Raw genomic sequence first — 18,703 nt, 5'->3', positions numbered from 1 at the left:
CCTACGCGTGACCGACAGCGTTCCCCTGATCTGAGGAGTGGCATCCACCATGCCGTTGCAAGACCACATGCAGTTGATCTCGACCGACGACCACCTCATCGAGCACCCGATGCTCTGGCAGGACCGGTTGCCGTCGAAGTACCTCGACGCCGGTCCCCGCATCATCGAGAAGGTGATGAACGAGGGCAATCCCCCTGCGCAGGTGTGGCAGTGGGAAGGTCGCGTCTACCCGTACATCGGTCTGAACGCGGTCGCCGGCAAGAAGCCCGAAGAGTACGGCGCCGAGCCCGTTCGCTACGACGACATGCTGCCGGGCTGCTACGACCCCAAGGCACGCATCACCGACATGGAGATCGACGGAGTTCATGCGGCACTGTGCTTCCCGTCATTCCCGAAGTTCGCGGGCACCGTGTTCCTGCAAGGTGAGGACAAGGATCTGGCCCTGCTCTGCGTGCAGGCCTGGAACGATTACGTGCTCGATGAGTGGTGCCCCACCGCACCCGACCGCTACATCCCCATGACGATCATGCCGCTGTGGGATGTGGACCTGTGCATCAAGGAGATCGAGCGGACCGTCGACCGCGGTGCCCGCGCGATCTCGTTCGTGGAAAACCCGGTGCCGCTGGGCCTTCCGTCTTATCACACCGACCACTGGGATCGGTTCTTCGACGCCTGCGAGGACCACGACCAGGTGCTGTCGATCCACTTCGGCACGTCGGGAAAGCCGCCGATCACCGCACCGGAAGCACCGATGGCCGTGATGATCGCCTTGTTCGGCTGCAACTCGATGTACGCGACCGCCGACCTGCTGTTCTCGCCGGTCTTCCACCGTCACGACAAGCTGAAGTTCGCATTGTCCGAAGGCGGGATCGGCTGGGTGCCGTACATGCTGGAGCGCATCGATGCCACGTGGGAGAAGCACCGCTACTACCAGAACATCGACCAGACGGTCCGCCCGTCGGATCTGTTCCGCAAGCACATGTTCGGATGCTTCATCGAGGACCAGCACGGGATCGACAACCGCTACGCGGTCGGGATCGACAACATCACCTGGGAGTGCGACTACCCGCACTCAGACTCGAACTGGCCCAACAGCCGGAAGGTCGTCGCCGAGCAGATGGTCAACGTCCCCGACGAGGACGTTCACAAGATGGTCGAACTCAACGCCCGCAAGCTGTTTCGATTCGAGCGCACGTCATGACCGAACGCCCCGACCACGAACTCGTCGAACAAATCCCGGCCGCCGACTGGGTAGACCAGGACCTACTCACCCGCGAGATGTCGGCGGACCTGCTGACCGATGAGATCGCTGCCGAGGAGGGACGTCTCGCCGCGTTGGCCGACAGCGACCTGTCGGAGTCGGACCGCAATGCCGCCGAACAACTGCTACGACGCCGGATCGACGCGATGAAGGCCGCTCGCGCGAGTTATCTCGAGGGATAGCAATCGGTGACTGTCCATACCCCGCTCCCTGAGGAGCCCGGAGCTTGCGGAGAGCGTTCCGAAGGGCTGGCAACCCCTCTCGCCAGCCCTTCGTGGCTCGTCGCTAGCGCTCCTCGCACCTCAGGGAGCAGGAACTTCGCCGTCGCTAACGCTCCTCGCACCTCAGGGAGCAGGAACTCCGCCGTCGCTAACGCTCCTCGCACCTCAGGGAGCGGAAGGCTGACCTCGATACGCCCCTCGGCTAGCGCCTCAGGACTACTCGGCCAGCGGAAGTAACCGCTGGTTGAGCAGGCGACGAGCGCAGCGAGGAGCCGTGTCGAAGCCAGCCAACCCACTCAGTCAGCCGGCTTGAACGCCCCATGGAACGTCATGGGCACGTGATGCCGAAGCGTTGCGACGGCGACCGGCCCGTCGCTGGGACGGTCGGCCTTCAGCACGATCAACCGGGACCGCTTGTCCGACGGCCGGTGCTCGAGGCTGAGCAACCAGCCGCGACCCTCGCCTGGGTTCTCGGGGTCCTCGGCGAACAGCGGCTCGCATACGGTGTTGCCCGGTGTGGTGTATCGATCCTGGGCGCCGGTCGTCGTGTCGACGGTGGTGATCGAGTCGGGGTCGCCACCACGCACCGAGGCCTCTGCCAGGTACGTGTAGCGGTGCGTCGTGGTGACGAACCGCGGATCCACCTGAGGGAATTCGCATCCGAGATCATTCAACGGATCGCGCGTGACCGCCTGGGTGTTGCGGTTGATCCGCAATCTGGTCAGTGTTCCGCCGAACGCGGGCCCGGCTTTCTCGCGGAAATTGCACAGGAAGTTGTTCCACTGCGTCCAGCCGCCGGTCGCGTCGTGGGCGACGATGTCGACGACGGTCTCGGGTCCGGATTCGTACGCATTCGCGACGTGGAAGTGGAAGAGCGAATCGTATTCGATGCGTGTGGGTTTCCCGCCGTCACGCGGGACCAGCACGATGGTGGTGCCCAACTCCGGTTTGTACGACAGGGCTTCGCCGAACGGTCGCATGCCCAGCGCAACCGGGATGGGTCGGCTCACGACGAGCGGGCCGAGCACGAACACGAGATGCCGCTCGGTCAAGGCGAAGTCGTGGACGAAGCCGAGTTTCGGGATCGGCACCGTCCCGACGCTGTGCAGGCGTCGGGACTTGTCGAGCCGGTAGCAGCGGATCACCGGACGCGGGAAGAAGTCCAGGCCGAAGTTGAAGACGTCACCGGTGCGCGGGTCGATCTTCGGATGCGCGGAGAACGCGCCGATGCGCTTCAGCGCGCCGTCGAAGGACTCGCTGCCGTGCGTCTCGAGTGTCTCGGCGTCGAGGCGGTGGGGTCGTCCGCCTTCCCAGAGCGTGTAGAGCACGTCGTCGTGGACGAGAACGCTGGTGTTGGAGAGGTTCTCGGGAAACTTCAGCGCGTTGGCCAGCGGACCGCCGACGCGTTGGGTGTTGAACCCTTTCGGTGGGAGTTTCGTCTCGTTGGCGCGCTTGAAGCTCCGCGTGCGGACGTACCGATTGCGGTAATGGATGCGGTCGGGCGAGATGTCGAATCGGGACACCATGCCGTCGCCGTCGAAGATATGCGTCATCGGGTGCCCACCGATCTCGAAGCGACCGGGCCCGATGCGGAACAGTGCGCCACGCAGAGAGGACGGGATCTGGCCCTCGATGTCGTCGACCTCGTAGTCGAACTCTTCGTGCTGGGAATCCCACGGGGATTCGCCGCCGGTTTCGCGCGAACTGGTCCGAGTCAGGTCTGATACAGACATGACTGAAGCGTCTCACGTGTGAGACAAATTCCGCAAGAGTGTTTCACCAGGAGTAATCTACGATGTCGGCATGACGAGCGGAGAAGACCTCACGAGCGCGGCACGGGCCGTGGCTCGTCGCGTCGGGGTCGGCGCGCTCACACTCGCCGCGGTGGCCAAGGAGGCCGGCATCAGCCGCGCCACCATCTACCGCCGGTATGCCTCACGCGACCAACTGATCTCGGCCATCGTCTCCTCCGAACTGGATGCGTTGGAACGGGTGATGTTGAGCCGCCTCAGATTTACCGACGACCCGCGGGACACGATCTACATGCTTGTCCGTGAGGTCCTCGACTACAACGCCGGCAACGAGCTGGTGCAGGCCGCTCTGCGGTATGACGCGGGGTCGATGACGCCGTGGTTGATCCGCCGCGAGGGCCATCCGACCCTGATCGACATCGTCACGGACCGCGCACTCGCGTTCATCATCGAGTCACCGATCGCGCGGTACCTCTCCCCCAGCCCCGACGCCGCCGTCGAGTTCATGGTCAGCGCGGTGTGTGCCGAGTTGCTGTCGCCCGCGCGGTTCCTCACCCACGCCGATATCGCGAACCGCATCACCGACGCCATCTACCGGCCGCAGTCCGAGACCGCCTGACCCGAGACTCTCCGGCGAGACGGCCGACGCCGCGGCGAGCCGTTTACGGGGTCGTCTACGCGCGTGCCGTCCCAAGGTAGGCCTCCTCGATCCGCTCGATGTCGGTCGACAGCACGGCAGCCGAATCCTCCAGTCCCACTTCGCCGTGGACCAGCACGACGGCCCGGTCGGCGATGTCGAGGGCGAGCCGCACGTGCTGCTCGACCAGGACGACCGCGGTGCGGTCCGCGTCGGCGACCTGGCGCAGGACGGGGAGGATCGACTCCACGACGATGGGTGCCAATCCCATGCTGAGCTCGTCGATGAGCAGCACCTTCGGGTTCTGCAGCAGCGCACGCGCAATGGCGAGCATCTGCTGCTCACCGCCGGACAGGTCACCGGCGGACACCGTCAGCCGTTTGGTCAGTGACGGGAAGTGGCCGAGTACGGTGTCCACGGCTTCCGCACGCGCCCGTCCCCGCAGTCGTGATGCCAGGTGCAGGTTCTGTCGGGTGGTCAGGCGCCTGAACAGCGCCCGGTCGTCGGGTACGAGGACAAGTCCGGCGCGGACGGCCGCGCGGGCATCGCCAGGTCGTACCGACTGTCCGGCGACGGTGACGTCACCGCCGAGACGCGGTAGCAATCCGGCCAGGGTCGTCAGCAGGGTCGTCTTCCCGGCACCGTTGGGCCCCAGCAGCGCGACAATCTCGCCCGCGTCCACGGACAGCCTTAGGCCGTGGACACACGGGTTCCCGCGGCTGTACCCGGCGTCGAGTCCGCGGCATTCCAGCACCGTCACGACATCTCCTCCACTACCTCGGCACGGTTGCGCTCGACGTCGGGATCCGGGTCCGTCGCGTCTGGTTCGACGGCCATCGCCGACGACGGCGTACCCAGGTAGGCGCCGACGACGGCCGGTGACGTGCGGATCTCGTCGGGAGTGCCGTCGGCGATGACGGCACCGAGGTCGAGCACGATCACCCGATCGCAGAGGCTCAACACGAGGTCCATGTCGTGATCGACCAGGACCATCGAGACCCCATGTGCACGTGCGGCTCTCAGGCGATCACCCAGCCAGCGGCTCTCGGTGCTGTCGAGCCCGGCCGCCGGCTCGTCGAGGAGCGCCACCCTCGGTTGCCCCGCGAGCACACGGGCGACCGCGACCAGCTGACGCTGCCCCTGGGAGAGGTCGGCGGCCGGGACGTCGCGGAGATGGTCGATCTCCAGCATCTGCAGCACTTTTCGCACGTTGTCGGACGTGTCGCCGGGTGCGCGTTGTGCTGCGATCGCGAGGTTCTCGGCGACGGACAGTTCACCGTAGAGTTCGATGTCCTGGAAGGTGCGCCCGAGTCCGGCGCGGCTGCGACGATGTGGCGCCAGACCGTAGATCGACGCGCCGTCGAGCGACACCGTGCCGTCGGCCGGTGCGAAGCCGCTGATGGCGTCGATCAGCGTGGTCTTGCCGGCCCCGTTCGGCCCGATCAGTCCGATGATCTCACCGGCCCGGACGTCGAAGTCGACGTCGCGTACGGCGGTCACCGCTCCGTAGCGGACGGTGACATCACGGACCGACAGGATGACCGAGCCGGTCGGCGGCGTGGGTGCATCGGCAACCGGCGTCGTGAGTGTCTCCACCGGCTGTTCGGCCTTCGGCGCGATGCGTCGTCCCGGGTACGGAATCTTGTGCAGGTAGCCGACCAGGCCGTCGGGGTTGGTGACGACGGTGAGCACCAACAGGATTCCGCTGACGAGCATGTAGTAGTCGCCGAAGGATGCGTACTTGTCGACGGCGAAGTACATCACGCCGCCGGGTGCGATGACGCCGGCGAGGATCGCCCCGGAGATCGAGGTGACGCCGGCGACGTAGGTGACCGCGAAGAGTCCGATACCGGCGAAGACGGCGTAGGTGCCGGCGGTGGCGAGGGTCTGCTGGTAGGCCAGCAGTGCGCCGCCGAGGCCTGCCAGGAAGGACGCGATCGCGAAGGCGATGAGCTTGGTGACCCCGACGTTGATCCCGGCCGCCGCCGCGGACCGTTCGTTGGCTCGTACGGCGAGCATCGACGCCCCCAACCCGCTTCGACGCAGCGCTGCGACGGCGTAGGCCGCGACCGTGAGCACGATGAGGCACAGGATGCCGAAGGCGAGTCGTGGGTAGCCTTCACCGGCACCGATGCCGAGGTCGATCCCGAACAGCGACGGCGAATCGACCGGTGCGCCTTGGAGTCCGCCGTTGAGCGACGGGTTGCGGAACCAGAACGCCTCGCAGAACACCGCGAGCGCCAGCGTCGCCACCATGAGCGGCAGACCGCGCACCCGCAGCGCGGGCAGGCCGACGATGACGCCGATGACCATGGCCGCGCAGGCGGCGAGCAGCGGCGCGACCGGGAACGGCAGGCTCAGGTTCTCGGTCATCCGGCTCAGCGTGTAGGCGCCGACCCCGGCGAGGGTGAGCTGTGCGAGCGACACCTGACCGGCGTATCCGGTGACGACGACCTGGGAGAGGGCGATGATGCCGTAGATCATGGTGGCGATCACGGCCAGGCGCAGACTGCCGGAGGTGGTGAGGAGTGCGATGACCGCGACGACAACACCGATGATGCCGGGGACCAGGAGGTGGTCGGGACGGGGTGAGCGTCCGAGGTCCTGGCGGATGACCGCGCCGCGTCCTGGCAGGGGCTGCCCGCGCAGAAGCAGAAAGCCGACGATGAGGATCAGCGGAACCGCCTCGGCCACACCGGCGTCGGGCATCCAGTCCCACGTGGTCTGGAGCTTGGTTGCTTCGGACTGAAGCATTCCGATGACGAGGCCGGCGGCGACGGTCACCGAGATCGCGGTGAAGTTGCCGACGAGTGCGGCAGCGAGCGCCGGCACGATGAACATCGTGTAGGCGACCGGATTGAGCGGCACGATCGGCGCGATGAGGATGCCGCCGAGGCCCGCCGTGGCCGACGACAACGCCCAGTTGGCGACGGCGATCCGGTCCGGTGAGAGCCCGGTGACGAGCGCGCCCTTCTCGGATTCTGCGGCGGCCTCGGTCGCGACACCGAAACGGGTGTAGCGCAACACGAGTCCCGCGCAGATCGACAGGCCGACGATGACGACCGCGAGCAGCAGGCGGTCGGTGGGTACGACGCTGGTACCGATCTTGAAGGTGTCGATCTTGAAGATCGGTCCGACGCTGGGCGCGTTCTCGCCGACCCGCAGCGCGATGAGCGCCTGGATGACGAGCATAAGGCCGATGGCGGCGACAGCCTTGGCCAACGCCGGTGCCGTGCGCATCGGTCGGAACACGAGCAGGTACAGGATGACGCCGAGAATCGCGGCGATGATCACCGAGATCAGTACGGCGACAACGACGCCCACGTCCGATCCCAGGTCGATCGTCGTTGGGAAACCCGGTATGGGGTTGAGGAGTTCCCCTTTGCGTAGGAACGCATACGTGTAGGCGGCGTAGAGAGCCACGGCGCCGGTGGCGAAGTTGACGACGCCGGAACTCTTGAAGGTCATCACCAGGGCGAGACCGAGCGCGGCGAAGACGGCGCCGTTGCCGAGGCCGAGGATCAGGAAGGCGAGATGATCGGTCATGGAACTCCTCGATCGGGGGCCGCGCAGAACGCGGCCCCCGATCTTCTCGGAACTGTCAGTTGTTGACGACGGTGGTGTTCTCGAGCTTGGCGTCGGAGTTGACGTCACTCACCAGAACGGCCTTGCTGCACAGGGCGGTCAGCGGCGGGAACGCGGTGCCGTTGCAGGTCAGGGTGATTCCGGGTGCGGCGGGCAGCGGAATGTCCTTGGCCTCGGACAGCGCCTTGGAGAACGCCTTGGCGTCGACGGGGCCCTCGAGGCCCTTGAGCTCACCCAGCGCTGCCACAGCCTGATAGCCGATGTAGGCGAGACCGGCGGGGTCGGTGTCGGGTGCGTACTGCGCCATGATGCTGCGGTAGAGGACCACGCTCGGATCGTCGGAGCTGACGTTGACCGTGGTGAACGCCTTGGCGCCGGCGACGGCTTCGTTGCCGGTCGCGTCGAGGACCGGCTTGTCGAGGCAGCTGGCGATCAGGTACTTCTTGGCGTCCGGTGCGACCGTCTGCAGGGTCTTGAGGATCGAGATGCACTGGCGCGAGTCGCCGAGAATGGCGACCGCGTCGGGGTTGTCGGCGAGGCCCGCGGTGATCTGCGGGGTCAGGTCGGCGGCGCTCACGGGGACGGTGACGACGTTGAGCTCGACCCCGGCCTGCTGGAACATCGGCTCGCCGAGTGCCTTGACCGAGCCGGCCGCGTCGCCCGAGTCACCGATGATCAGGTTGACCTTCTTCAGGCCGTCCTTGGCTGCAGTGGCAGCCTGACCGGCCAGCACCGCGACGATGCCGCCCGACAGCATGAACGCGTTCGGGGTGGCCATCTCGGCCTGCGAGACCGGAGCCTGTGCGACGTAAGGGATTCCGGCGCCGACGACGATCGGCAGCATGACCGCGCCCTGCGCGCCGAGCGGCGACACGACGACGGACACCTTCTCCTCGACCATCTGGTTCGCGCACTTGGTCGCCGACGCCGGCTCCTCCTGCTGCTTGCAGACCACGAGGTCGATCTTGTGGCCGCCGATGCCGCCACCGTTGTTGTTCAGGTATTCGACGGCCGCCTTACTGCCCTCGCGCACCATCGGCGTCGTCACCGCACCGCCCTCGGGCACGATCAGTCCGATCTTGACCGCGTCGCCCGTGGCGGCGTTGCTCGGGAGCTGACTCGTCTCGCCTGCGCTCGAACTGTCGGAACTGTCGTCGGCGCACGCCGTCAGGCCGCCCAGGGCGAGGATTCCCGCACAACCCATGACGGTGGTCGCGCGTATGACGCGCTTGAGTGCAACTGGTGATTTCAACTGCGATCCCTTCGATGAAATGACGCCCTCGCGGTGAGCTGCGGAGGTCCGGTGGTCGGCGCCGTGGTGACTGTAAGCCCGACCGGTGTCGGTTATGCGTAGTTTTGGGAAACTAAGTGGTGCCTGATCCTGTTGCGGCACAAATGATTAGAGAGATCAGCGACGAGCCGGGCACGCCAGAGCCACGCCGGCTTGCGGTCCGGTCGCCGTCGTCGAGCGCCCACCGATGGCCCCACCCCGCCGGGGCCGGTTGACCCGCATGAGCACTCACCACCCCTCGTGGAACCCTGGCGCTAGACACGTGTCGTGCGTCACAGTGGACTTAGAGGCAAAAGTTAGACGACCATCCAGAAATCGGTGGCCGAATGCGAGAATTGGTCAGCACGAGCCCACCTGGGCGCTCGACGACCCGACGGAGGAACTGGATGAGCGATGCCGCGCCCGTCGGACGTCGGGAAAAGAACAAGCAGCAGACGCGTGACCGCTTGCTGACCGCTGCCCGCGAATTGCTCGGAACACGCGGCACCGACGCGACGGTCGAGGAGATCGCCGAACGCGCCGAGGTCTCCCGGGCGACCTTCTTCAACTACTTCCCCAGCAAGGACGACCTGGTCGGCGCGCTGTACGTCGAACTGATGGGGTTGTTCAGCAGTGTTGTCGACTCGATGCTTAGGCAACCGATGAGTACCTACGACCGCGTGGTGGGCGTGTTCATCGACTTCGCCCAGACCTCCGAGGCCGACCCCGACTACATGCGCGTCGTCACCGGCGAGATCGAACGGATCTACTCGGCGTCGGAGAACCCGGAACGCAGTCATCTGTTCACCGCGCAGGTTCGGCGTCTCATCGACGCGGGGCACGGGCAGGGCGATGTGCGCACCGACCATCCGGTGGAGTTCCTGGCCCAGATGGTGGCGGCGATCTACGTCTCGACGATGCGGTACTGGCGACTCGACCCCGACCTGAAGATCATCGAAACCTTCGAGCGTGCAGGGCGATACGCGGCCGAATCCCTCTTACCGCGCTGAGGGTCACTCGTCCCCCGGCCTCGGCACCCGCGTCTCCCAGCGGGCCCGCCGCTCGTCGTCGGACTGCTCCCACCACGGGGTTCCGCGCTCCCCGAGGGCGACCTTCGCCGCTTGCACGCCGGCGCGCGACTCGGGTGCACCCTTCGTGCGCTTCACCTCGCGACGCCACGCCATAAGGATCGACTGCAGTTCGGACCGACGGTCGTCGGGGATGAGGGGATCCGTCGCACGCCACTTGCGGCCGTTGATGACGACGTGATGGCCGTCGGGAGTGTGCTCGGGTTCCGACATGCCTCCACCGTGCCATGATCGGCCGCCGGCGTCGGCGATCGACAGTCAGTCGGAGAAGGTTCCGGCGTGCACCGTGGCGTCGTCACCGAGGGGACGACGCAGTGACCACCGTTCGGTGAGCTTGCTGGCCGACATCTTCCACTCGCCGTCCTCGACGACGTACTCGTCGTCGTACTCCCCCGTCATGACCGTCTCGGTGCGGTCGAGCAGGTTCACCTGACGGAACTTCAACGTCCAGCGACCGGTGGCCGTGGTCTCCGACGTCAGCGTGATGTCGGGATGGAAGCCGTGGTGCATGTCGAAGATGACGTACTTGCCGTCGACCTTGTGCCCGGCCACCTGGTCGAAGATCTTCGCCATCGGTTCGGCGTCGTCGAAGGTGCCGAGCGGGCCGTAGTCGATACGCGCTCCGTGAGTGATGAAGCAGCTTCGAAAGCCGTTGACATCCTTGGCATCACAGGCACGCCAGTAGCGATGCTTGAGCTGCTTGATGGCCTCGATGTGCGCGAGTTCTTCGAGACGACGAGTGGCGTCGGTGTCCATGAGTTCACCATAAGGGCTCGGCAGCGGAACCGAGCCCCGCCGGGAGACGTCGAATGTGGGCGGAGCGACGCACAGTAGAGTCCGGGGATGCCCACCACTGCAGTTGTCACCGGCGCCGGTCGCGGTATCGGCCTTGCTTTCGCCCGTCGTCTCACAGAGGAGGGGCACCGGGTGATCCTGACCGACGTCGACGGCGCAGCGGCCGAGAAGGCCGCGGCCGAGATCGGCGGCGGCGCGGTCGGCCTGCAGCAGGACGTGCGGGACATCCCGTCGCATCGTCGGATTGCCGAGGAGGCTGCCGCGCTCGGGCGGTTGAGCGTCTGGGTGAACAATGCCGGCGTGCTCTTCGCGGGAGAGGCGTGGGAGCACTCCGACGACGAGATCGCCACCATCCTCGACGTGAATGTGCGTGGTGTGATGGCGGGATCGGCTGCCGCGGTTACGCAGATGCGCCACACCGGTGGCGGAGTCATCCTCAACGTCGCGTCCCTGTCGGCCCTTGCTCCCGTACCCGGGCTGGCGCTGTACGCCGCCACCAAAGCCGCAGTGTTGTCTTATACGACCTCGCTGGAGGGCGATCTGCGGCACGCGGGTCTGCCCATCCGGGTTCGTGCACTCTGCCCGGATGTCGTGAACACGCAGATGGTGACCTCACACGCGAACGACCCCGGCGCCGCGATGCTCTTCGCCGGCCCCCGACCGCTCGACGAGGCGGCCGTGGTCCGTGCCGGTATGAAACTCATGAACAGCCGTCAGGTGTTCCGCGTACTCCCGCGATGGCGAGGGGTAATCAGCCGCGCCGGAGATCTCGCACCCAGCGTCGGCCTCGGACTGATCGGTGCGATGCGCAAGATCGGAAGACGCCGGCAGGCTCGTGCCTGACGTTTCCGGTGACATCGGGGGCCGGTAGATCGGTACTCCGTCCCCGGGCCGGTCGGTCGAGCAGGCGAGATGGACACCAGAGCTTCGTACTCGATACGCGCATTGCGAGCGACAAAGCACCTACGAAACCGTTGACGCCCTTACATCATATCCGCCTAATCCTCAGCATCGTATATTGCCAACTGGAGTTCTCGTAGCTTCGTACCGTTCTCGTCTCGCGCCGCATTAGTGATGTCAGTGTTCGGGATTACGTAGAAGCGAACCCAGCCCTCGTGGTACTTCCGATGAATCGTCGAAGACTCTAGATGAAGGTCGCTGCCCGAAATAGTGAGTTCGAATAAGTCGCCGCTTATTTCAACCTTCGAGGGGATGAGCGAAACGCTCCAGCTGTATCCGAGGTCGGCCCTAATCGAGGTGTCATCGATTATTTGCACTTCGCCGAGATAGAAATAATTGTCGAGCGCTCTCCAGTTAGGAGTATCAGGCAACTCGAGGTAGACGACCGTCGACTCCTCGTATGTTTCAAAGAAACGGACCAGCGCGGCCTTGGCGACGCTACACAGCTCTCTATTCAACAATTGATCCTAATTCTCAGAACGGCTTAGCGGATACACGGAGCCAGTCGTTGGGGATCCTCATTTCCGGACGGAAAACGATCTGATTTCCACCGCCGAGTAACACGCCGCCAGCATACACGTCCTGCGGCGCAACAAACCCTTCGAAGTACCGGACTCCGGCAGGCACTTCGATCCTGGTCACGGCGGTGGCTTTGTTACCCCACAAGGGATTAAGCGCACTGTCGATGCGCGCTTGTATCGGTCCGAGAGGCTCGACTCGCGTCCAGAACTTTCCGAAGGGCCCATCTCCTGCGGTACCTACGCGGTACAGGGTCATGGGTTCGGTTGTCACCTTCTCGGTATAGATAGCACCGCGAAAAGAGTCACGCGTCTGGTCGGGTAACGGACCAGGTTTATGGGGTCCATACGTGTCCACGATCTCATCCCCGGTACAGGGCATCAGCCCAACGGGATCGCACGAAACTGCCGGATTGGCAGGATACGCATGCGGGTTCGGCGCCGGTGCGAGCCCGAGGGGGTCGGAACTCAAGTAGCGTCCGCTGGCTGGGTGGTAGTACCGATGGCGGTTGTAGTGCAGGCCCGTTTCGGGGTCGAAATACTGACCCGGGTACGACCATGGCGTCGATGCGCCGGTCCAGGCTGTCTCGCCATACAGAGTCCGGACCGAGCGGCCAGCGACCTCCCCGCTGGTCGGGTCGACGAGGGCCGCCGGCGCGGCGATCTGGTCAGTGACGATCGCAAAGAACTCACGGTCGATCTCGGACTGCGTCCAGTGGCGCACCGAAGGCGCCGCGGGAGTAGCGCTGCCGAGGTTGAGACTGGATTCGTGGTCCTGGTCGTTTGCGTGGGGCGAGTCGACCGCACTCTCGGTCAGGCCAATCGGCTCAGATGTGACCGTCTGCGCCAGCGGCGCGTACGCGGAAGGCGAATAGGTCCAGGTGGTGGCTTGCAACCGCAAGTCGGCGTCGTCGGACACCATCTCGGTCTGTTCGACGAGGTGCTCTCCGTGCCAGTGAAAGCGTGCGGTCTCGCCGGTCGACTGGTTCGTCTTCGACAGTCGCCGTCCGACGTGGTCGTACGTGTAACTCCACACCGTGCCGTCTGGCGTGATCACCGACCGCAGATGATCGTGAGCGTCCCAGACGTAGTGCCACACATCCGGTTTGCGCGACAATCGACGGCGGCTCATCGACACAACGCGACCAGCAGCGTCGTAGCGGTAAGACGTACGGCCGTCGTCGACAAGAAGGGTGCCGTAGTAGCGGCGGCGGCCCTTCGAGGCTCGCTGCGCTCGCACCTCAGGGAGCAACGGGTCGCGTGCGCTTCCCACCTCAGGGAGCAACGGGTCGCGTGCGCCACCCACCTCAGGAAGCATCGGGTCGCGTGCGCCTCCCACCTCAGGGAGCAATTGGTCGCGGGCGCCTCGCGCATCCGGGAGCGAAGACTGGTTGCTGCCTCGCACCTCGGGACCGAGGCCGTCCTCGCCCGTAGACGCGTACTCGGTGATGTTGCCGGTCGAATCGTACGAGAACTGCTCGGTCCCAGCAGGACCAGTGGCCGCGACCACGCGCCCGAGCACGTCCACTCGGTAGTCGGTCCGACCATTGAGCAATGTCGTCGTCGAACTCGTCAGAATTCCGTCCGTGCGGTAGCTGTACTCGGCAGCTGCGACAGTCCGATCGGGGCGCTTCGCCCCCGCGTTCGCGCCACCGATGCCGAGATTCAGGGCCGACGGGCGGTCCGCGACCGCCATCACAGACCGTCCGGTAAGACGACCGACCGTGTCCCACGTCGAATCGATCGCTGAGCCCTCGAAGCGACGCCGCTGCTCCCGGCCTGTCGGGCTCGAGGTGATGTCACACGCTCGACCCGCGCTGGACAGGAAGTCGAGAACACCACGCGGGTCGTAGCCGTATCGGGTCGCGACACCTGTCGGCGACGTGAGGGATGCGAGCCGACCAGCACCGGTCCAAACAGATTCGATGATCCAGCCGGTCCGACCGTCGTCGACTCCGGTGAGTCGCGGTAGTCCGGCAGCGGTATAGCTGGTGTGCCACCGACCGAAGACGCCGGCCGCGCTCTCGAGTCGACCGGCTGTGTCGAAGCTGTATGCGGTTGTCTCTCCGTCGAGGTCGGGGTTAACGGGATCTGCAGTCCGGTCGCTGATGAGCCGTCCCGCTGCGTCGTAAGTGAACGACAGAGTCTGGCCCGCGGCGTTCGTGCGAGACGCGAGACGACCCTCATCGTCGTAGGTGTAGGTCGTTGTGGCGTTGTTGAAGTCGGTTTCCGACGCCAGTGAGCCGTCGGCGTTATAGATGTACGTCCAGACGAGGTCGTCGGGGTTGGTGACCGCGATCAGTCGCCGGGTGGCGTCGTAACTGAATTCGGTGCGGGACCCGTCCGCGTCGATGCGTGCAACCGGCAGGTCGTAGTGCCCGTACTCCCAACGGGTTACGGTGCCGACCGGGTCAGTGTGCGCGACGCAGTTTCCTTCTCCGTCGTACTCCCAGCGCGACTGACCGCCGTCCGGTGCCGTGACGCTGGTCCGGTTGCCCATCGCGTCGTAGGTGACAGCTGTCCGTGCGCCTTCGGCATCCACGACCTCCGTGGGCCGCCCGAAGCCGTCGTAGGTGATCCGCGTGGTGTTGCCGAGTGTGTCCGCGATCGTGACCGGCAGGCCGGCACCGTTGTTTCGATACCGCACCACGACGCCGTCGGGATCGGTTCGCGAAGTCAGCGCACCGTGCTCGTCGTACGTGTAGCGAGTGACGGCGCCCGCGTTGTCGACGGCGCTGACCGGTGAACCGTTCTCGTCGTAGGAGATCCGCGTCGTGATGCCGCCCGGTTCGACGATCCGTACCGGACAGGCGGGCTCGGCATACGCGATGTCGGTGACCTTGCCGTCCGGCGCGGTGATCGAGTCTACGTCGCCGGAAGCGTTGTAGCGCAGCAAGGTGCGCGCGCCGCCGGGACTGGTGATGGACAGCGGTTGACGGTTGGCGTTGTAGTCGGTGGCCCTGATCCGTCCGGCGGCGTCGGCCTCCTGACGCACCCGGCCGTCGGTGTCGATGCCGTAGACGGTCGTCGCGCCGACGGCGTCCCGATAGGTCGTGTACGAACCGTTGCCGTCGGGCCGGAGTTGGTAGCTGAACCGGCCCGACCAAACACCGTTCATGCCGGACTGGATCGTCACCCGTCCGAGATCGTCGTAGCGGTTCCAGTACTCCATACCCAGCGAATCGCGCCACCAGGTCATCCGCGCAGCGTCGTCGTGGGCGAAATACGTTGTGGCACCGACCGCGTTCGTCGACACCGCGAGATTGCCCTGGTGGTAGTCGAAGGTGCACAGCTGCTGATCGACGGCGACGCCGCCCAGGCCCGCCGTCAGCCGGTAGCCGAGGATGCGGGCGCCGTCGCACTGCACCTCGACCCGATAGCCGGCGGAGTGTTCCACCGTCTTGGGCCGACCGCGCTGGTCGAAGATGAATTCGATCCGATTGTGGTGACGGTCGGTCATCGCCGACACCGCGATGTCACCGGCGCGAACGTCCACCCCGTCGAGTTCGGGTATCGGGATGAAGAACCAGCTCACGCGGTCGCGGATGTGGGTGACCTGGTAACCACCGGTTGGGGTCGTGCGCAGCTCCCAATCAGTCGGGTTGACACTCCGTGACACCGAATCACCGTCGGGCTTCGGGAAATTCGTCAACGTTCCGTCGCCATCGACGATGGTGACGAGCTCCTCCCCGACGATCGCTCGTGCATCCAGGGTCGAAGGTGTGGTCTGGCCCATCCAGCGGCCCCATCGATACCGCGAACGGTGCCGGTGCGTCAGACGCAGCGGAAGCACGCCGGGTAGTTCGACGTCGGTCAGCGGGAGGAAGTACTCGCCGGTCGCGACGTTGACCGGCTCTCCGTCGGCGCGGCACTGCGACGGCGCCTCGTTGCCCGCGCTGGTGCCCGCAACGTCCGGCGCGTCCTCGTTGGTACGCCAGGGCACCGCCGGGTCGTGGGGTTCACGCGTGTCGTGGTCGATCTCGGGCTCGGACTTCGGACCATTCGGCCCATCGTGATCGCGAGGCGTCGCGTCGGAATCCGGTGTCGTCGGACGGTGGTTCGGAGTGGCCGGTCGGTCAGGTGAAACCGGCCGGTCCGCGAGTACCGCCGGCGGGATCGACCGGTCGTCAGGCGTGACCCGTGGGGTGGGAGTACCCGGGTCGCGGTCGGGCATGTGTCGGACCGCCGGTTCGGGCACGTGGTGGGAATGTGATTGCGCGGGCCGGGCGCGGTCGCTCTCGCGGGCGTGGCCGGTGCTGTCAGGGGTGGACCGTGCGGGTGGAGTGCGGTCGGGAGTGTGCTCGGGGATCCGCGGTGGTGCCGCGGGGGTGTCGGTCTTGGTCGGCGTCGCTGCGCCGCCCGGAGTGTTTGAGGGTTTCGGCTGCCCGCCATCGGTTGTCGAATGCGGTGTCGACGCCGCGTGATGGCCGGAGACCGGCGCAACCGGAGTTGCCGGCGAGTTCTCCGACGGGCTCCGGGTCGGCGTGTCGGCCCCCTGGTGGGCCCCGGAGGGTGGGCCGTCACCGTGGGGCGCCACGGGTGTCGGGCGCGCTCCCGGTATTGGCGTGTCCGCGTCGGCGTGTGTGGGATATGTTGTTGGACCGCCGCGTTCGTCGGCGGCTTTCGGTGGATGCGCACCGGTGGGCTCGTCGTTACGGGCGGGGTGCTGTCCGGAACCGTGGGAATCAGTCTTGGGCGGAGTCGGTTCGTGGTGGGTCGTTCCAGAGGCGTCGCGGTCGGTTGGTGCCGTTTCATCGGGGCGCGCGGAGTTTCGAGCGGCGGGGTCGCCATCGGTCTTGACAGAAGACGGTTCGCTACGGAGGTCACCGGGTGCGTCGTTGCGGTCGAACGGGACGCGAGCGGGGGTGTCGGAGTGGCCGGGGGTGTGGTTGGCGGGCGTCCCGGCCTGATCTGGGTTGTGATCGACCGCGCCGGCACCCGTAGGCGTGGTCGTCTCGCCGCGGTCGGGTCCGGGCGGGTAGTCGTCACCGGGCGTCCGCGAGCCAGCCGTGCTGTTTCCGACATCGGAGCTCGACGGATCCGGCGCGTCTCCATGGAACGCCGTCGTCGACTCAGGTGTTGACGTGGGCGATGGGCCGTCGCCGTGCGTGCCGGAAGGTGCAGAGTTGTCGAACGTGCCTCCACCGACGGGCTGATCGGGAGACGATGCGGGAGTATCAGGACGTGCTGTCGGCGCGTCGGGTCCCGGAATCGGCGTCGAGTCAACGGCTCCCCCGGCCGGTGTGCCCCGATCCGGCACCGACGATGGAGTTGTCGACGGTGCGTCGACAGGTGCATGTGGTGTCGGGGTGTCGACTCGTGACACCGGCGGGCCATCATGTGTCACCGGAAGTTCGGGGCCATGACTACCGAGCAGCTCGGAAGACGGTGTGGCACCGTGGTTTGCGGGCGTGACGGTGGGTGTGGACGGCGATGAGTGCGGTGCAATCGGCGACGCACCAGGTGCATGAGACACAGACCCGACGCGGGGCGTCGACGATGATGGCGACGGCAGATGACGTGTGCTCTTGAGACCTGCGGTGAGCGCGGATGTTCCCTTCGGCCCCGGCGCTACCGTCATGAGAACGTTGCCGGTGAAGTTGCCGAGGGCCTGAGAGGGATCGTCCGACCACCCCGAACCGATGAAACCGCGGACGAACTCGTCGGGATTCGCCACCTGATGCACGAGGCCTGCCGCCATGCCCGCGGTGTTGCGTGCGTACTGGTGCGGGTTGGTGACGTTGTAGATGTTCGTCGGGTTGAGCATGTTGAGGGCTTTGACGACCTCGGTCACCGAGCCGATCATGCCGGCTTCGAAATGGTTGAACGCGGTAAAGCCAGCGGTGCCCACGTCTTTCGCGGTCATCGTTGCCTGTTCGTACGCCGACGGCATCGGTGGCGCCATGTTCGCGGCACTACTCAGTTCGGCCTTCGTTCCCGGCGCCGCCGAATTGCGGTGGTCACGGCCGACTTTCAGGATCCGTTCGGCCTCGGCCTTGTATCCCGGCCATGGATCCGGCCCCGGGTGGACGGGCGGGGTGTCGCGACGATCGTTCTGATAGTCGTCGAGTTCCTCGTTGTACTTGTCGGCCGCCTTGACCCACTCGTCCCGTTTGCGTTCACCTTCCTCCCACACGCGGACGGCCTCGGCCGCCTTCTGTTGCGCGAACTCGACCACGCCGGCCCAACTGGACAGCGCGGCGGCGGCTTTCGACGCGGCGTCGGCCGCGGCGAACCACTTCGGAACCTGATTCGCGGTGGCATCACGGAAGCCGGCGGCGCCGTCCCCGGTCCAGTCGCCCGCCGAGATGCCGCGGATACCTTCGCCGGCACTGGTGAAGTTGCCGGCGAATCCGGTGAACTTCTCGGCGAGATCCCGGATTCCACCGGGGTCGCCGAGGACCAGCTCCTTGGGGTTCTTCGACTCCTCCAGTTCCTTCTCGTCGGGCATAGCGCCCAGGGAGTTGGCGACGCTGTCGCCGAAATCCTCGGCCCCGGTGGCGATCTTGTCCAGACCGACACTGCGGAGACCGTCCCCGAGAAGGTCGGTGGCGCCGTCGACCACGCCCCCGAGCCACTCTTTACCGTCCTCAAGGAAGTCGAACATGCCCATTCAG

General features: G+C 66.0%; 13 protein-coding genes. 5 read left to right on the top strand and 8 right to left on the bottom strand.

Going from position 1 to position 18,703, the window contains the following annotated elements; genetic code table 11:
* Positions 1-49: 49 nt before the first annotated feature.
* Together GONAM_RS00560 and GONAM_RS00555 are read left to right on the top strand one after the other, a co-directional pair.
* On the top strand, positions 50-1,201 hold the full coding sequence (locus GONAM_RS00560) for an amidohydrolase family protein (protein WP_006864816.1): 1,152 nt from the start codon (positions 50-52) through the stop codon (positions 1,199-1,201).
* The gene (locus GONAM_RS00555; protein WP_006864815.1) at positions 1,198-1,443 is read left to right on the top strand and encodes a hypothetical protein; all 246 of its coding nucleotides are present in this window, start codon (positions 1,198-1,200) and stop codon (positions 1,441-1,443) included. Before GONAM_RS00560 ends, GONAM_RS00555 begins: the two co-directional genes overlap by 4 nt.
* Before the next feature lie 335 nt (positions 1,444-1,778).
* Here the strand turns inward: GONAM_RS00555 and GONAM_RS00550 are convergent, their stop codons facing one another.
* On the bottom strand, positions 1,779-3,215 hold the full coding sequence (locus GONAM_RS00550) for a carotenoid oxygenase family protein (RefSeq protein WP_006864814.1): 1,437 nt from the start codon (positions 3,213-3,215) through the stop codon (positions 1,779-1,781).
* A 70-nt stretch (positions 3,216-3,285) separates the two neighbouring features.
* Here GONAM_RS00550 and GONAM_RS00545 point away from each other — a divergent pair, with 70 nt between their 5' ends.
* Positions 3,286-3,852: a TetR/AcrR family transcriptional regulator gene (locus GONAM_RS00545; RefSeq protein ID WP_006864813.1), complete on the top strand. Its 567-nt coding sequence runs from the start codon at positions 3,286-3,288 to the stop codon at positions 3,850-3,852.
* 55 nt (positions 3,853-3,907) lie between these two features.
* Here GONAM_RS00545 and GONAM_RS00540 read toward each other — a convergent pair whose 3' ends face one another.
* The 3 genes from GONAM_RS00540 to GONAM_RS00530 are packed head-to-tail and all read right to left on the bottom strand — an operon-like array spanning position 3,908 to position 8,707.
* Entirely contained in the window at positions 3,908-4,630 is a 723-nt protein-coding gene (locus tag GONAM_RS00540) for an ABC transporter ATP-binding protein (protein ID WP_006864812.1), read from the bottom strand.
* A complete protein-coding gene (locus tag GONAM_RS00535; protein WP_006864811.1) occupies positions 4,627-7,416 on the bottom strand; it encodes a branched-chain amino acid ABC transporter permease/ATP-binding protein in 2,790 nt (929 codons plus the stop codon). Before GONAM_RS00535 ends, GONAM_RS00540 begins: the two co-directional genes overlap by 4 nt.
* A 55-nt stretch (positions 7,417-7,471) precedes the next feature.
* Entirely contained in the window at positions 7,472-8,707 is a 1,236-nt protein-coding gene (locus GONAM_RS00530) for an ABC transporter substrate-binding protein (protein WP_006864810.1), read from the bottom strand.
* Between the two features lie 425 nt (positions 8,708-9,132).
* Here GONAM_RS00530 and GONAM_RS00525 point away from each other — a divergent pair, with 425 nt between their 5' ends.
* Positions 9,133-9,735, top strand: coding sequence for a TetR/AcrR family transcriptional regulator (locus tag GONAM_RS00525; RefSeq protein WP_006864809.1), 603 nt, complete (start codon positions 9,133-9,135; stop codon positions 9,733-9,735).
* A gap of 3 nt (positions 9,736-9,738) precedes the next feature.
* Here GONAM_RS00525 and GONAM_RS00520 read toward each other — a convergent pair whose 3' ends face one another.
* A complete protein-coding gene (locus GONAM_RS00520) occupies positions 9,739-10,026 on the bottom strand; it encodes a hypothetical protein (RefSeq protein WP_006864808.1) in 288 nt (95 codons plus the stop codon).
* A 45-nt stretch (positions 10,027-10,071) separates the two neighbouring features.
* Positions 10,072-10,569 carry a nuclear transport factor 2 family protein gene (locus tag GONAM_RS00515; RefSeq protein ID WP_006864807.1) on the bottom strand — a complete coding sequence of 166 codons (498 nt, stop codon included), beginning with the start codon at positions 10,567-10,569 and terminating at the stop codon, positions 10,072-10,074.
* Between the two features lie 87 nt (positions 10,570-10,656).
* Between GONAM_RS00515 and GONAM_RS00510 the strand changes: the two genes are divergently transcribed.
* On the top strand, positions 10,657-11,451 hold the full coding sequence (locus GONAM_RS00510; RefSeq protein WP_006864806.1) for an SDR family NAD(P)-dependent oxidoreductase: 795 nt from the start codon (positions 10,657-10,659) through the stop codon (positions 11,449-11,451).
* A gap of 155 nt (positions 11,452-11,606) precedes the next feature.
* Here the strand turns inward: GONAM_RS00510 and GONAM_RS00505 are convergent, their stop codons facing one another.
* The gene (locus GONAM_RS00505; protein ID WP_006864805.1) at positions 11,607-12,026 is read right to left on the bottom strand and encodes a hypothetical protein; all 420 of its coding nucleotides are present in this window, start codon (positions 12,024-12,026) and stop codon (positions 11,607-11,609) included.
* A 16-nt stretch (positions 12,027-12,042) separates the two neighbouring features.
* Positions 12,043-18,693, bottom strand: coding sequence for a putative T7SS-secreted protein (locus tag GONAM_RS00500; protein ID WP_245548542.1), 6,651 nt, complete (start codon positions 18,691-18,693; stop codon positions 12,043-12,045).
* Positions 18,694-18,703: the final 10 nt, after the last annotated feature.

Origin of the sequence: Gordonia namibiensis NBRC 108229 (assembly GCF_000298235.1) — a bacterium.
GTDB lineage: Bacteria > Actinomycetota > Actinomycetes > Mycobacteriales > Mycobacteriaceae > Gordonia > Gordonia namibiensis.
This window is presented reverse-complemented; position numbering and strand designations above follow the sequence as displayed.

Bases quoted from the DNA above. Each gene is read 5' to 3' on its own strand.
- GONAM_RS00515 (WP_006864807.1), bottom strand. From the start codon at position 10,569: ATGGACACCGACGCCACTCGTCGTCTCGAAGAACTCGCGCACATCGAG.
- GONAM_RS00525 (WP_006864809.1), top strand. From the start codon at position 9,133: ATGAGCGATGCCGCGCCCGTCGGACGTCGGGAAAAGAACAAGCAGCAG.
- GONAM_RS00520 (WP_006864808.1), bottom strand. From the start codon at position 10,026: ATGTCGGAACCCGAGCACACTCCCGACGGCCATCACGTCGTCATCAAC.
- GONAM_RS00545 (WP_006864813.1), top strand. From the start codon at position 3,286: ATGACGAGCGGAGAAGACCTCACGAGCGCGGCACGGGCCGTGGCTCGT.
- GONAM_RS00560 (WP_006864816.1), top strand. From the start codon at position 50: ATGCCGTTGCAAGACCACATGCAGTTGATCTCGACCGACGACCACCTC.
- GONAM_RS00500 (WP_245548542.1), bottom strand. From the start codon at position 18,693: ATGTTCGACTTCCTTGAGGACGGTAAAGAGTGGCTCGGGGGCGTGGTC.
- GONAM_RS00510 (WP_006864806.1), top strand. From the start codon at position 10,657: ATGCCCACCACTGCAGTTGTCACCGGCGCCGGTCGCGGTATCGGCCTT.
- GONAM_RS00535 (WP_006864811.1), bottom strand. From the start codon at position 7,416: ATGACCGATCATCTCGCCTTCCTGATCCTCGGCCTCGGCAACGGCGCC.
- GONAM_RS00550 (WP_006864814.1), bottom strand. From the start codon at position 3,215: ATGTCTGTATCAGACCTGACTCGGACCAGTTCGCGCGAAACCGGCGGC.
- GONAM_RS00555 (WP_006864815.1), top strand. From the start codon at position 1,198: ATGACCGAACGCCCCGACCACGAACTCGTCGAACAAATCCCGGCCGCC.